Below are 13742 nucleotides of genomic sequence, written 5' to 3'. Positions count from 1 at the left end.
ACACCGACGAGGACGTCTTCCGCGCGGCGGAGGAGCTCGGCATCGACCTGTCCCGGCGTCCCCACGAGGGCGCGATGACCGTCGACGAGGTCTGAGCGGACCGGATCCCCGTCACCCGCCCCCTGTTCATGGCGCTGTCTACGGCGCTGTTCATGGCGCTGCCACGACGCAGGGGGCGGTGACGGTCGCGGGCGGGCCGTACGGGGTGGTGACGGTGAGGCGGCGCGGGGCGGGAGCGGTGAGGACGGCCTCGACGCGGCCGGGGGACCAGGTCAGGCACTCGACGACGACCCCGCGCCTGGCGCGCAGGCCGCGGACCTCCCCGGACGGCCAGGGGCAGGCCGGAAGCAGGCCGAGGCGGTCGTCCTCCGAGCGCAGCAGCATCGCGGCGACCAGCGCGGGGACCCCGCCGCACACGTCCACATTGAAAACGGCGTCGCGGTTGTGGGTGGAGACCATGGTGGCCCGCCAATAACGGGTGACCAGCAGGTCGAGGGCCTGCGACGCCTCCGCCGTCATGCCGAGGTTCGCGGCGGCCAGGCCCAGCTGGACCAGGCCGAACGCCATCTCGTCCGATTCGGCTCCCCGCCACCACGCCAGCCGTTTCCGTACGGCCTCGGCCCCCGCGGCGCGCAGGGCCGGATCGGCGGCCTCGCCGGTGTCGTACCAGAACGGGTAGAGGTGCGAGGCGTGCCGGTGGGCGTGGTTGTCCTTCAAAGTGAGACCGGGCGGCGGCGCCCACTCCGACAGCTCGCCGGTGGGCGCGATCCGGTACGCCGGCAGCCGGCCGCGCAGGGCCCGCCACCGGCTCGGATCGAGGGACAGCTCCTCATGGGCCCGGGTGAGGTTGCGCAGCAGGTCGCGTACGGCGGCGATGTCCATCGTGGCGTTGACGCACGCCTGGCCCCCACCCCCGGAAGGGGCGTTCTCCGGCGAGTAGGAGGGCGCGAAGTTCCCGTGCTCGTCCAGGAAGTCCTCGTAGAACTCTGCCGACTCGGTCATGAACGGCAGCGCACGCTCCCGGAGGAAACCGAGGTCGCCGGTGTGGTCGTAGTAGTCGTAGTAGAGCCGCGACAGCCAGGCCGCCCCCGCCGTCCAGAAGGTCAGGCACCACGTCGGGTGGAAGTGGTTGTGCCTGCCGTGCGTCGAGACGTGGGCCGGCACGAGGATCCCCCGGCAGCCGTACAGTCTGCCGGCGTTGTCCCGGAAGTCGGGCAGGAGGCGTTCGAGCAGGTCGAAGACCGGAAGCAGGAGCTCGGGCGTGCCGGTGGCGAGCAGCCCGGCGACCGCCGCCTGCAGGTTGCCGTCGAGGGTGTAGCCGGACTGCCACGGCGGCCGGAACGTCCCGCTCCACACCCCCTGCAGGGTCGGCGGCAGCTCCCCCACGCTGGAGACGATCGCGTATCTCGCCGCCGCGAAGACGGCCTCGGCCAGCTCGGGCCCGCCGCGCGCCAGCAGCTCCTCGCTTTCCGGGCGCGGATCGGCACCGCCGAGGCGGAGCCGTACGCGGCCGAACAGGTCGCCGTGGAGCGCGGCGTGCTCCCGCAGGAGCCGGTCGGCGTCGGCGACGATCCGGTCCAGCGGGTACGGCTCCCGCGCGGCCGGGTGGACGACGGTCCTGGCGAGGATCGTGACGGACCGTGCGCCGCGCACCTCAAGCACGCCGCCGCCTACCCGCGGACGACCGCCGTCGGCGTGGACGCGGCACTCGACGGTGTATCCCGTGACGGCCCCCTGCCCCCGAACCCCCTGCCGGGAGAACTCGCCGGTCAACTCCAGCCGGTCGAGGGCGACCAGCGTCGCGTACGTGACCGGAGCCGGGGGCTCCCCGGCGACCGGCGCGAGCGCGAGGGTCCCCGAGACGTCGCCCAGGAGGCGGATCACCACGACGTCGTGGGCGCGGGAGACGAAGACCTCCTGCCTGAGGACCCCGGGCCATTCCTGGGTCACCAGCCCGGTCGTGAAGTCGCAGCCCCGCTCGTAGCCCTCCGGCGACATCACGTGCGTGTACGTCAGGGCCGCGGCGCCGATCAGCGGGTCGATCCGGCGCAGGGCGGCGTAGCCGGGATCCTGCTCGACGGCCACCTCCATCACGCGCTCGGCCGCCCGCGCGAACCGCCCCGCGTACAGCAGCGCGCGCAGCTCCGGCAGGACCCGGGCGGTCTCCGGCGGGTCGATCGGCGGCAGCGTGGGCAGGAACAACCGCTCGTGTGAGAGCGTGACCCGCATCTCGGGTCCCGCGCCGTGGACCAGAGCGCCCTGACGGCCGTTCCCGCTGATCAGCGCGTGCTCCCAGTCGTCCGGGCGGGTGCGCGAGACGAAGCCGTTGACTCCATGATCCACCCGAATTAGTTTGGCATCCGGCCTAAAAAAGGGCCAGCCTGAAGAAGGGCCAGCCTGAAGAAGGGCCAGCCTGAAGAAGGGCACGTGCATGCCGCTCTGGTACGGCGGGGACTACAACCCGGAGCAGTGGCCCGAGGAGGTCTGGGCCGAGGACGTCGCGCTCATGCGCCGCGCCGGGGTCACCCTCGTCACCGTCGGCGTCTTCGCCTGGTCACTGCTGGAGCCGTCCGAGGGCCGCCACACCTTCGGCTGGCTCGACCGAGTGCTCGACCTGCTCGCCGACGGCGGGATCCGGGTGGATCTGGCCGTCCCGACCGCCTCTCCCCCGCCGTGGTTCTCCCTGGCGCATCCCGACGCCCTCACCGTCACCCGGGACGGCGTACGGCTCACGCACGGCAGCCGTGACACCTACTGCGTGAGCGCCCCGGCGTACCGCGCGGCGTCGCTGCGGATCACCCGCGCTCTCGGCGAGCGCTATCGCGACCACCCCGCGCTGGCCATGTGGCACGTGCACAACGAGTACGGCACGCCCTGCCACTGCGACCACGCCGCGGCGGCGTTCCGCACCTGGCTGCGGGAGCGATACGGCGGCCTCGACGCCCTCAACGACGCCTGGACGACCGCCTTCTGGGGCCAGCACTACTCGGACTGGGCGCAGATCACCCCGCCCCGGGCGACGCAGTATCTCCCGAATCCCGCGCAGGCGCTCGACTTCCGCCGGTTCGTCTCCGACGAGATGCTCGCGCACTTCCGTGAGCAGCGCGACCTGCTGCGCGAACTGACCCCCGAGGTGCCCGTCACCACCAACTACGTGCTGGCCGGCTGGGCGTCGATCGACCACTGGAAGTGGTCGCGCGAGGTGGACCTGGTCGCCGTCGATCACTACCCGTCGGGGCGGGGCACCGCGGCGGCCGAGCAGACCGCGTTCGCCGCCGACCTGGCCCGCTCCTGGGCGGACGGACGGCCCTGGCTGCTGATGGAGCAGGCGACGGGATATGTGACGGGCCCCCGCATGACGGCCAAGGAGCCCGGCGAGATCGCCAGGCACAGCCTGCAGCACGTCGCCAGGGGCGCGAAGGGTGTCATGTTCTTCCAGTGGCGCGCCTCCCTCGGCGGCGCAGAGCAGTGGCATCCCGGCATGGTCCCGCACACCGGCCCGGACTCCCGCGTCTTCCGCGAGGTGTGCGCCCTCGGCGAGGCGCTGAAGCGGATCCCCCCTGATGAGCCGGCCGATGAGCCACTCGTCGAGGCGGAGGTCGCGATCCTGTGGGATGAGGAGGCGTGGTGGGCCGTCCAGGCGCCTGGCCTGCCGTCGGCCGAGCTCGACTGTCTCGCGGCCGTCGAACAGGCCCACCGGGTGCTGTGGCGGCAGGGCGTCACGACCTGCTTCGCCCACCCCTCGCACGACCTGTCGGCGTATCGGGCCGTCCTCGTGCCGAGCCTTTACCTGATCTCCGACGAGGCCGCCCGCGACCTCGGGACGTACGTGCGGGGTGGCGGCACGCTCGTCGTGTCGTTCTTCAGCGGGATCGCCGACGAGCACACCCGGATCAGGCCGGGCGGCTACCCGGGGGCGTTGCGGGAGATCCTCGGCGTCCGCGTGGAGGAGTTCCGCCCGCTGGCGGACGCCGTGACCCTCACGGACTTCGGCGTCGCGACCGCCTGGAGCGAGGTCGTCCACCTGGACGGGGCCGAGGCGGTCGCCCGCTACCCCGGCGGCGGGCCCGCCGTCACGCGCCGCCGCCTCGGCGAGGGCATGGCGTGGTACGTCTCGACGCGGCTCGGCGATTCCGGCTACGCGGGTGTCCTCGCCCGCGCCGGCCTGGCCGGCAGCGGTGCACCGGGCGTCGAGATCGTCCGGCGGCGGGACCGGGTCTTCGCTCTCAACCACACCCAGGACGAGCAGCCCGTGCCGGTCCACGGCACCGACCTGATCAGCGGCGAGCCCGTCACCGGCGTCCTGAACCCCGGCCAGTGCGTGGTCGTGCGGGCGACGTGAGAGCGTGCCGTCAGCGGCTGACCGGGATCCGGGGGGCCGGCGTCTCGGCGGCCGACCGGCGGTGACGGGCGGCCTCCCTGACGGTCTGCTGAGTGGTGGCCTCCTGGGTGGTGGCCTCCTGGGTGGTGGCCTGCTGAGTGGGGCTCTGCTCCCCGGGCCGCGTCTGCTCCCGCGTCTGCTCTCGCGCGGGGCGGCCCTCGGCCTGCCGGATCTCCTCTTCCAGGTCGTCCGCCGTCGGCGCCTCCAGCAGGCGGGGCACGATCGCCGTCGCCACCCGGGGGACGGCCCAGAAACTTCCGGTGCGCTCGCCGTACCAGACCATCCAGCCGGGTGTCCTGGCCGCCAGTGCCCGCGCCGCGATCCTGCCCGCGGTGATCTCGTCCGCCATGCCGGTCCTCCCGTTCACCGTACTTCCGGGAACGGGCCCTCTACCCACGCACGGACGGGCCACGCACCGATGGAGATCATGGATCGGCCGTCCTTCGACCGCTCGGCGGTTCCGGGCGGCGGACTTGGCATGAATGGTAATGCGCCCGCCAAGAGCGTGTGGGAAAAGTAAGCATTCTCCGGAGAAAAAGAGGTTACGCCTCATTTATCTGGCGAGCTGGTATGTTTGAACCAGTCCAGTCTCCATCCCACGAGACCACGACGGCGGCAGCGGATCCCGCCCCCGGCCGGCGCCTCCGGCGATCTCCCGCAGGCCGCAATCGCCTACAGGACAAGGGATCCCCGTGATCCCGAATCGTTCGGGACATGTCGCCAGAGATCGCCACAAAGCCCGATCTCTTTACCTATTTGCCACAACGTGGGGCAAGAGTGGGATTGCCAGACGGACTCGCATACCATCGACCGTCGCGCATTACTGAGACCTGACACTCTGCCGGGTAGCGTCGTTCAAGACAGTACGCCCGAAAAATATGGATGAAGGCGCGTATATGACAACGCAGCAGCTCGAGATTACTGTGAGCGATCACCAGCCGGCCGTCGTGGTCGTGCTGCGAGGTGAACTCGACATCGCCAGCGGGGACGGGCTCCGCAAGGCGATCAGGAATCTTGTCCGCCAGGGTCGCACCAAGATCGTGGTGGATGCGTCCGGCCTGCGGTTCTGCGACTCCTGCGGCCTGGAAGCGCTGCTGGACGCCCGGGACGACATCGAGAAGGCCTCCGGTGCGATGCGGCTCACCGGAGTTCACGGCATCTTGAAGATCGTCCTTGCGGCGACCCGGCTGCGCGACACGTTCATCATCGACGGCACGCCCGTCGAGGCCGTCGCCGCCATGGTGGTGACGAACTCGCACGATGTGTCCATGGTCTGATCGTTTGACCGGTCCGATCGTTTGACCGCCGGCCCCCGCCCTCTCGCCGAGGGGCGGGGGCCTCTGACGGCCCGCCGTGGTCGTTTGTGCCGGTCAGGTCCGGGTACGCGCGGACGAGGGGAACGGCCCCGAGTCGTTCAGGGCCCGTCCAGGGGAGGAACACGGACATGGACCAGTCCCGCGCACCCGTGCTGGAGGCGCTCACCGCGTACCGCCGGCGAGGAGACATCAGCTTCACGCCTCCGGGTCACAAGCAGGGGCGGGGGGTGGATCCACGGGTCCTGGAGGTCCTGGGCGAGGACCTCTTCAGAGACGACGTGATGGTCATGAACGGCCTGGACAACCGGCTGCAGAGCAACGGCGTGCTCGAAGAGGCGCAGCAGCTCATGGCGGAGGCGGTCAACGCCGAGCAGGCGTTCTTCTCCACCTGCGGCAGTTCCCTCTCGGTCAAGAGCGCCATGCTCTCCGTGGCCGGTCCAGGGGAGAAGCTGCTGGTCGCCCGCAACGCCCACAAGTCGGTCATCTCGGCACTGATCCTGAGCGGCGTCCAGCCCATCTGGGTGCACGGGGACTGGGACGGCGATCTGCACATGTCATATCCCCCCAGGCCGGAGGCGGTCGAAGACGCGTTCAGGGCGGCCCCCGACGCCAAGGGCGTCATCGTCGCCAGCCCGGTGGACTACGGCACCTGCGGCAACCTGGAGGGCATCAACGAGGTGTGCCGCAGGTACGACCGGACGTTCATCGTGGACGAGGCGTGGGGCGCCCACCTGCCGTTCCACGAGGACCTGCCCACGTGGGGCATGAACGCCGGAGCGGACGTGTGCGTGACGAGTGTCCACAAGATGGGCAACGGGCTTGAGCAGAGCTCGGTGTTCCATCTGCAGGGCAACCGAGTGGACCCGGCCGTGCTCAAGGCCCGTGAGGATCTGCTCGGCACGACCAGCCCCTCGACGCTGATCTACGCGGCACTCGACGGCTGGCGCAGGCAGATGGTGGAGCGCGGCAAGGGCCTGCTCGACCGCACGCTGGAGCTCGCGGAGTCGGTCCGCAGAGAGATCGACAAGATGCACGGCCTGTGGGTGCTGAGCAAGGAGAACACCCGCGCGTTCGACATGGACCCGCTGAAGATCGTGGTCGACGTCTCGGGTCTCGGCGTCGACGGCTACCACGCCGCCGACTGGGTGCGCGAGCGCTGTCACGTCAATCTCTCGCTGAGCGACCACCGCCGCGTCAGCGCCGAGATCACCGTCGCCGACAGCGAGGAGACGGTCGGCGTGCTGCTCGACGCGCTACGCGCGCTGTCGTCGGCCACCGACCTGCCGCCGGCGGCCAGGATCGACGTGCCCGAGCCGGGCGAGCTGGAGCTGGAGATCGCCATGCTGCCCAGGGACGCGTTCTTCGGGCGGGTCGAGGTCGTGCCCACCGGCCAGGCGGTGGGCCGCATCGTGGCCGAGATGGTCACGCCGTACCCGCCCGGCGCGCCCGCCCTGTGCCCGGGTGAGCGCATCACCCAGCCGGTGCTGAGCTACCTGACCAGTGGACTCGAAGGCGGCATGAACATCCCGGACGTGAGCGATCCCAGCCTGAAGACCCTGCGCGTCGTGGCGGAGTGACGGAACGCGGGTTTCGGGTCCGTTCAGGTCCAGTGGGCGGCGACCGTCTGTGCCATGAGCGCTTCGGCGACGTCACTCAGCCGGCCGTGCCGGGCGTACGCCGCCCGCTGACGCGCCGCCCCCGAGCCGCTGTGCCGTAGCCGGTCGAGCTGGAGGGTGAGCGGCGCCCAGTCGCCGTTCTCCTCCAGCACCGGCCGCACGTGATCGAGCAGGCGGTCCACCAGGCGCCAGCCGGGCACCCGAACCCCCGTGAACAGGTCGAACGCCTCGCCGTCCACACCGTCGCGGGCGGCCCGCCAGTAGGCCGCCCGCAGCAGGGTGTCCTCGACCTCGGGGGCGGGCACGCCGGCCCGCACATCGCGCAACGCCGTCTCCGCCAGCCCTCGCACCAGCCCGGCCAGCATCACGGCCTCTCCCGCGGTCGGGCACACGTCGGCCGCGCGGATCTCCAGCGTCGGGACGTGATCGGACAGGCGGACGAGCCAGTAGATCATCCCCCGGTCCATGATCGTGCCGCCGGTCAGCATGCCGTCGACGAGGCTCTCGTAGTGCCGCAGAGATCGGAAGAACGGCGGCGGCTCCGCGCTCGGCCACCTGCCCATCATCAGCGCCCGCCAGCTCGCGTAGCGGGTGTCCCGGCCGTCCGCGATCGGCGAGTTGGCCGCCAGCGCCTGCAGGACCGGGAGCCAGGGCCGCAGGTGGTTGCTGACCCGCACCGCCTCCTCGCGGTCCGCGATGCCGACGTGGATGTGGCAGCCGCAGACGCCCTGCCCGTCCATGACCGCGCCGAACTCGCGATGCATGGCCTGGTAGCGGGGGCACGAGGACAGGGGCGGCACCCCGGCGTTGCCGTCCAGGGGCGCGCCGCATGCCAGCAGGCCGAGTCCCGCGCTCGCGGCGGCGCCGTCGGCGGCGCGGCGCATCTCCAGCAGGTCGCCGTGCAGGTCACGCAGCGTGCTGTGCACGGCGCTGTTGCTTTCCAGTTGGAACTGTGTCAGTTCGAACACCAGCCGGTCCGCCCCCGGCCCGGCCGCCCGCGCGCGGATCTCCCGCGCCGCGGGGACGACCCGTCCGGTTCGCGGGTCGACGAGCAGGAACTCCTCCTCGACTCCGAGCGTGAGTGTCGCCGGACTCGCGGTTGCCTGCGCGACGAGGGAGGGTCCGTGCACGGTGTCGAACTGGACCTCCCTTGTCACGTCTGGCATGAGCGATCTTCTTCGGCAGGAGGGTCCAGCAGGTTAGTCCCCCATTCCCCCCGACCACGCCGCGAAAAACCACATATGGCGTTTCTTGACCGTCCGTCCGTGTCGGAGCAGTCTCCGCAGGCCGTACGCCCCGCCCCCGCGGCATGGCTGCTCTAGACTGACGCCTGACCCCCGCCCCCCACCGCCCGATTTCACCGCCCGACCGTCCCCGCAGCGTCCGCCGAGGTGTGCTCGTGACCGCCGCCGTCGTACTGACTCCCGTCTCCACGCCCCTCGCCGGCCCCGTGGCCGGCCCCCTCGCCGACCACGTGCTGGTCGTCTCGCTCGCCGGCGCCCTCGACTACACGAACGCCGAGCTGCTGCGTACGGACGTCGAGGGGGTTCTCGGTGAGGGGCACAGCGAGCTCGTCCTCGACCTGAGCGGCCTCGACTTCTGCGACTCCACGGGCATCCGGATCCTGCTGTCCGTACGCAAGCTGCTGCAGGAGCGCGACGGCGCGGTGACTCTGGCGGGCATGAACGCCCGGTTGGCGAGAATCTTCAGGATCACCGGGCTGATCAACGCCTTCACCGTCGCGCCGGGCCTGGCGGAGGCCGTGGACGCGGTCGCGGCACGGTCCACACCCAGGTGAAGGCAGTCGACGGGTAACAAGACGGTAGCCTCGAAGAAATCGGGCGGAAGATTCAGCCAGGAAAGGCAGCGGCGAGGAGGACAGTGGTGGATCACCGCCGGCAGTGGCCGATAACGGATGATCTCGCGACGCTGCGCGAGAACATCCAGCGGTACGCCGTGCAGGCGGGTCTCGCCGGCCCCCGGCTGGACGACCTCGTCATCGCCGCCAACGAGGCGGCCATCAACGTGCTCGAACACGGTGGAGGAGTCGGCACTTTGGCCATCTCCTGCGACGGCGGCGTGCTCGCCGTCGACGTCGCCGACCACGTCGGCGTCCTCCGGGCCGGCGCCGTCCCGAACGAGCGGCCCAGCGGCCGCGGCGACCGCGGATTCGGCCTGTGGCTCATGGGCGAGTTGTGCGATTCGGTGACCATCGACCGGATCCCCGGTCAGTCGACGATCCGGCTGTCCATGCGGGTCGACGACGGCGTCGCGGACAATGGGGACGGAGGCGCCGCCTCTCTCGGGCACAGCGCCAGCCCGGTCTGAACGCGTGCGGGGCACGGGCGGAATCCGCACGTGCCCCGCGATCCTGTCGCGGACCCAGGCGGGGGCCCGGCCAACCGTGGCCCCCCTTGGTTCACCTCGGGTCACCTCGGGTCACCTCGGTTCTCCTCGGTTCTCCTTGGTTCACCCCCGGTCGACCCCCGGGTTGGCCCTGGGTATCGTCCCGATCCCGTAAACCGGGCCGTCACGGGTCTCCGGCCGCCTTAACCTGGGTCCGCGACCACCTCCTCATGGCTGCTGGACGGCTACCTGAGGAATGCCCATGACGCGGCGGCAACCGCGATCAGGGCGCAGAGGCGGATGGTCCGGGGTGTGCTGTCAACCACGTCCCGGACCGCTCTGGCCACCTCGCCGATCCACGAGCCGAATTCCGGGTCGTGAATCCGCCCTTCGTGACGGCGTCCCCCGCTCCCGCGGGGCCTGATAGCAGTCATCGGGGCCCCCTCCCCATATGCGCTGTCCGAGATCGACGTCTCGGACGTGTCGATCGGCCCGATCAGGAATCCGTTCCCGGCCGGGCCGAAGCGCGCATGGGCGGAATCCCCGCCGCCGTCGCGCCGCCGACCCGGTAGGAGGGATTCCGGACCTTTCCCTGATGTTCACAGGTGACCCACCGTGCACGCAACGAATACGAGCGGCATTCGAGGTTCCGTACGAAGAGTGACGATCAGATCACGGGTTGCGATAGTTTTTTATCCTGGTTTGTCCCGTGATGCGTAGTTGCCTGTCTGATTTGTCCGCGGCGCTTTCCGGAATTTTGGGCCAGCGCGCGACACGCCGTCATTTGTCTCAGAGGACGGCATCAGGCGGCATATCCGGCCGCCCACGCCACGTCCACATGGCGTCGGAGACCGCGGGCGGATGGGGGATGCCGGTGACGATGTTACCGAACGTGACGCCGTGGTCACGCATCAACCGCGGGTGGCGGATTCAGGCGCCCAGATCACGTGCCACGTTCTCGAGGCACCGGGTGAGCGCCTCCACCCGTTCCTCCGTCACCGGCTCGTCCCCCTGGGCCTCGGGAAGGTCCGCGCGGCGCACCACCACGAGCTTGCGGTGCCTCTCGTCGATCCGGTCGAGCGGCAGCACGAGGCACTCGCCCCGGACGAAGACCAGCGCGACGTCCGGGTCGGCCGACTCAAGCAGCCGCCGTACGCAGTCGGGGTCCAGCAGCGCCATCGCGCCTCCCTGGTGTCGGCATGGTGTCGGGCCTGGTGTCCGGATCGGCGTCCGGGTGACCTCTACGGCCGCAAGCCCACGCCCGTCGTGACCTCCTTGACCCGCTCCCTGCCCGAGTCGGGCGCGAGCGGCGGGGTCTCCATGCCCGCGCCGCGCCGCATGCCCTCGATCGCCGCGCGCAGGGCGTCCACCGCGCTGTGCCGGGGCTGCCAGCCCAGTTCCTCACGGGCACGGGAGACATCCATGATCGGAATCTGCAGGACCATCTCCACCATGCCGGGCGAGGCCGGGATCAGCCGCAGGTGCCAGCCCGCCGACACCGCCGTACGCACGATCGCGGCCGGGACCGGCACCTTCCGCGCGCCGAGCAGGTCCGCCAGCACGGAGGGGTCGATCACCGGGCCGGCGGCGATGTTGAACGCCCCCCGCACGTCGCGGGTGAGCGCCAGCCGGAACGCCTCGCCGGCGTCCCAGGAGTGGAGGGCCTGGAACCGCAGGCGCGGCATGTCCGGCACGAACGGGATCAGCTCCGGCCGCACCAGCCGCTGCGGCAGGAACGGCCCGGCGAACAGCCGTCGCTGCTCGGTGGCGGCCTCCTCCTTGAAGATGAACCCGGGGCGCATCCGCACCACGCGGATGTCCTGGTGGTCGCGCTCGAAGACGTCGAGCACGCGCTCGACGTAGGCCTTCTCCCGGCCGTACGCCGCGTTCGGCCAGCCGTGCGTCGGCCAGGACTCGTCGACGGGCGGGTCCTTGGGCCCCGGCGAGTACGCCCCCACGGACGACGAGTGGACGAGGACCGAGACCCCGGCCCGGGCGGCGGCGTCGAAGACGCGCATGCTCCCGAGCACGTTGGAGTTCCAGGTGGTGACCGGGTCGTGCGTGGGCTGGAACAGCCAGGCCAGGTGCACAACCGCGTCGGCGCCGCTGAAGATCGGATCGAGGTCGTCCCGGAAGACGTCGGCCGTGCGCCACTCGGTCTTCGCCGGACACCAGCCCGGCATCCGCCTGGCCACCCCGACGATCGAGGTCACGCTCGCCTCGGACTCGAGCGCGGTGAGCACGCTCGTACCGACGTTTCCGCTCGCACCAACCACGACAACTCGCATGAAATAATCCGTTTCCTGGCGATAGCTGCCACAAACCAGACACAAGTTCGCTATACGCCCATCCCCGGCAGGTGCCCGATCATGCGGCCCCGCGACCGGCCGGCGGGGTGGGCCGGATGCGGGAGCTCCAGATTTCTCCTGGAACAATGCGGGGGAATCAGTGGTGGCGCGGGAATACCGCTACCTAGGAGGATTAAGTTCTCAATCTGGTCAGAGAGGCGGAGCAGCAGAGATGGCTCAGATCGTCGGTGGCGGACGCCCCGTCAATGACGCCGAGCGAAGGGTCATCGCCCACCTGCGGGACAACGCCCCTGACGACTGGCTGCTGCTGCACAACATCGAGGTTCCCCGCGGCGCCGACCTGTTCGAGGTGGACGTGGTGGTGCTCACCGGCCACTCCCTCGTGGTGATCGACGTGAAGGGAGCCCGGGGCCGGTTCGAGGTGTCCGGCAACCGGTGGTTCCCCCAGCACCGGGAGGCGTTCGGCTCGCCGGTGGCCAAGCTGCGCGGCACCGCACGGGCTCTCAAGGGCCTGCTGATCGAGGAACACCGCGAGCTGGAGCGGTTGTACGTCGACAACGTGGTGGTGCTGACCGCCTCCGGAGCCGTCCTCGTCGACCCCAGCGGGCGCGACGCCCGGCACGTCACCACGATCGCCGGGCTCATCCCCATGCTCAGCGACGTCTCCCGGGTGAGGCACGGATGCAGCCGGGACGCGGGGCCGTACCGCACGGCGATCATCGAGGCGCTGAACGGCACCGTGCGCCGCTCGACCGCGCCGCCGCGCTTCGGCAACTGGGAGGTGGAAGAGCAACTCGGCGGCGACAGCCGGGTCACCGAATACCGCGCCGTCAACGCGACCGCCCCGACCAGCGGGACCGTGCTGCTGCGGGTCTACCGCGCCGACCCGATGGCCGAGCAGCGGCGGCGGGTGGCCGAGCAGCGCCGGATCGCCAACGCCTACCAGTCGCTGGCCAAGATCCCGCCGCACCCCTGCGTCGTACGATCGAGGGACTTCTTCGCGATCGACGACGAGAGCCGGTTCGTGCTCGTGCTCGACGACGTCCACGGGCAGGCCCTGCACCTGCACCTGACCGGGCGGAAGCTGGGTATCGACGCCAAGCTCGGCGTCATGGAGGACATGCTGGACGGCCTGGCGCACGTCCACGCCAACAACGTCATCCATCGGTCGCTGACCCCCGCCTGCGTGCTCGTCACCGACGGCGGCAACGCGATGCTGACCGGCTTCGACTACGCCAAGCCCGGCCCCCGCAAGCACACCGTGGCCAACGAGCTGCCCAACATCCTCGACGTCCACTACGTCGCCCCCGAATGCCGGGCCCGCCCCGACCGGATGACCCCGGCCGCCGACGTGTACTCGGCCGGGGTCATCGCCTTCCAGCTCCTCACCGGCGAGCTGCCCGCGCCCGGCGTCGACGCCGAGCCGGACGCCGGCGGCGTCGCCCCCGAGGTCATGGACCTCGTACGGCGGATGCGCGACCCCACACCGGCCAAGCGCCCGGACGCGGTCACGGCTCTCGCGGAGCTGCGTATGGCCCGCGACACCCAGCCCGGGCGGCGCGCGCCGTTCGGCGGCAGGATCAGGAGCGCCCTGCGCCGTCTGTCCCGCCGCTGACTCGTGGCGCGGGTGGGGACCTTCGTCACTTCACCGGTGGGCGGGGAGCGGCTAACGTCCGGGTCATGATTCGGGTGTTCCTGGTGGACGACCATGAGGTCGTACGGCGCGGTGTGGCGGCGTTGCTGGAGGCGGAGGACGACATCGAGGTCGTCGGCG

At 70.9% G+C, this 13742-nt stretch carries 11 protein-coding genes and 1 pseudogene; 7 read left to right on the top strand and 5 right to left on the bottom strand.

Annotated features, from left to right (window positions below; translation table 11 throughout):
- Positions 1 to 150: 150 nt before the first annotated feature.
- Entirely contained in the window at positions 151 to 2343 is a 2193-nt protein-coding gene (locus tag AB0O28_RS39480; protein WP_363648109.1) for a glycoside hydrolase N-terminal domain-containing protein, read from the bottom strand.
- A gap of 88 nt (positions 2344 to 2431) precedes the next feature.
- On the opposite strand from AB0O28_RS39480, the gene AB0O28_RS39475 reads away from it, so the two are divergent.
- Positions 2432 to 4342, top strand: a complete 1911-nt coding sequence (locus AB0O28_RS39475; RefSeq protein WP_363648107.1) for a beta-galactosidase — start codon at positions 2432 to 2434, stop codon at positions 4340 to 4342.
- Between the two features lie 10 nt (positions 4343 to 4352).
- Here the strand turns inward: AB0O28_RS39475 and AB0O28_RS39470 are convergent, their stop codons facing one another.
- Complete coding sequence (locus tag AB0O28_RS39470) at positions 4353 to 4730, bottom strand: hypothetical protein (protein WP_363648105.1); 378 nt, start codon at positions 4728 to 4730, stop codon at positions 4353 to 4355.
- Positions 4731 to 5259: 529 nt separating this feature from the next.
- Between AB0O28_RS39470 and AB0O28_RS39465 the strand changes: the two genes are divergently transcribed.
- Together AB0O28_RS39465 and AB0O28_RS39460 are read left to right on the top strand one after the other, a co-directional pair.
- Positions 5260 to 5658 carry an STAS domain-containing protein gene (locus tag AB0O28_RS39465; RefSeq protein WP_363648103.1) on the top strand — a complete coding sequence of 133 codons (399 nt, stop codon included), beginning with the start codon at positions 5260 to 5262 and terminating at the stop codon, positions 5656 to 5658.
- 167 nt (positions 5659 to 5825) lie between these two features.
- Positions 5826 to 7274, top strand: coding sequence for an aminotransferase class I/II-fold pyridoxal phosphate-dependent enzyme (locus AB0O28_RS39460; protein ID WP_363648101.1), 1449 nt, complete (start codon positions 5826 to 5828; stop codon positions 7272 to 7274).
- A gap of 23 nt (positions 7275 to 7297) precedes the next feature.
- On the opposite strand, the gene AB0O28_RS39455 is transcribed toward AB0O28_RS39460, so the two are convergent.
- Complete coding sequence (locus AB0O28_RS39455; protein WP_363648099.1) at positions 7298 to 8479, bottom strand: glutamate--cysteine ligase; 1182 nt, start codon at positions 8477 to 8479, stop codon at positions 7298 to 7300.
- A 233-nt stretch (positions 8480 to 8712) separates the two neighbouring features.
- Between AB0O28_RS39455 and AB0O28_RS39450 the strand changes: the two genes are divergently transcribed.
- Both AB0O28_RS39450 and AB0O28_RS39445 read left to right on the top strand, forming a co-directional pair.
- Entirely contained in the window at positions 8713 to 9111 is a 399-nt protein-coding gene (locus tag AB0O28_RS39450) for an STAS domain-containing protein (RefSeq protein ID WP_363648097.1), read from the top strand.
- Positions 9112 to 9197: 86 nt separating this feature from the next.
- Positions 9198 to 9641 carry an ATP-binding protein gene (locus AB0O28_RS39445; RefSeq protein WP_363648095.1) on the top strand — a complete coding sequence of 148 codons (444 nt, stop codon included), beginning with the start codon at positions 9198 to 9200 and terminating at the stop codon, positions 9639 to 9641.
- A 948-nt stretch (positions 9642 to 10589) separates the two neighbouring features.
- On the opposite strand, the gene AB0O28_RS39440 is transcribed toward AB0O28_RS39445, so the two are convergent.
- Positions 10590 to 10838 (bottom strand): hypothetical protein, encoded by a 249-nt coding sequence (locus AB0O28_RS39440; RefSeq protein ID WP_363648093.1) that lies wholly within the window; start codon positions 10836 to 10838, stop codon positions 10590 to 10592.
- A gap of 62 nt (positions 10839 to 10900) precedes the next feature.
- Positions 10901 to 11947, bottom strand: a complete 1047-nt coding sequence (locus AB0O28_RS39435) for an NAD-dependent epimerase/dehydratase family protein (RefSeq protein ID WP_363648091.1) — start codon at positions 11945 to 11947, stop codon at positions 10901 to 10903.
- 232 nt (positions 11948 to 12179) lie between these two features.
- Between AB0O28_RS39435 and AB0O28_RS39430 the strand changes: the two genes are divergently transcribed.
- Positions 12180 to 13583 carry an NERD domain-containing protein kinase family protein gene (locus AB0O28_RS39430; RefSeq protein WP_363648089.1) on the top strand — a complete coding sequence of 468 codons (1404 nt, stop codon included), beginning with the start codon at positions 12180 to 12182 and terminating at the stop codon, positions 13581 to 13583.
- Between the two features lie 65 nt (positions 13584 to 13648).
- Positions 13649 to 13742 (top strand): annotated as a pseudogene (locus AB0O28_RS39425) (DNA-binding response regulator); the annotation flags it as partial.

The organism is Microbispora sp. NPDC088329, assembly GCF_040685655.1.
Taxonomy (GTDB): domain Bacteria; phylum Actinomycetota; class Actinomycetes; order Streptosporangiales; family Streptosporangiaceae; genus Microbispora.
Note: the sequence above shows the minus strand (reverse complement) of the source record. Positions and strands in the feature narration are given on the sequence as shown.